The organism is Desulforhabdus sp. TSK (genome assembly GCF_022836495.1).
GTDB lineage: Bacteria > Desulfobacterota > Syntrophobacteria > Syntrophobacterales > Syntrophobacteraceae > Desulforhabdus.
The window spans coordinates 1-520 of record NZ_BQXM01000129.1 but is presented as its reverse complement, the minus strand read 5'-3'; the positions used below and the strand labels follow the sequence as shown (position 1 = coordinate 520).

General features: G+C 48.5%; 1 pseudogene. It reads left to right on the top strand.

Going from position 1 to position 520, the window contains the following annotated elements:
• Nucleotides 1-140: 140 nt before the first annotated feature.
• Nucleotides 141-520 (top strand): annotated as a pseudogene (locus MWC30_RS21830) (hypothetical protein); the annotation flags it as partial.

The window sequence follows — 520 nt, the reverse complement described above, 5'->3', positions numbered from 1 at the left end:
CAACGGGACCTACGACAGAGTGATCGAGTTGTATCGAGAGCGCCATCCCATCACTGCTGTCCGCCCAGGGAAGAAACGGGGCTCACTTGGCGGGGATACCGACCTGTAAAAAACGGGGAATGCGCCCACAGGGGAAAGAGATGAGCACATATACTATGACCTTTTTGGTATTCCTTCTTTTTTTATTCAATCAGACTCAACAGTTTTGCTTTGCTTATGATTGCAACCATGTTCATCCAAATTTAAATGAAGCTAGTTTATCAAGATCCAAGCTTGATGCTTTTATGAAACTTCAGCTTCACTTCAAGGACGGCACGGAAAGCAAATTCCAGGGCAAAAAAGTCTGGAATTGGGTCAGGGAAGGAGGCAAGCTCGAAGACGATTCCCCTAACTTAGGGCGTCCAAATTGGCGAACGCCCGTTGACCGGTATTTGACTCCAGCACTGGGAAGCAATGCTCCTGCCATTCTAAAACGGTTCATGCGAGGGCATTTTGCGCCTGGCCGTGCCCTGTTTGACAG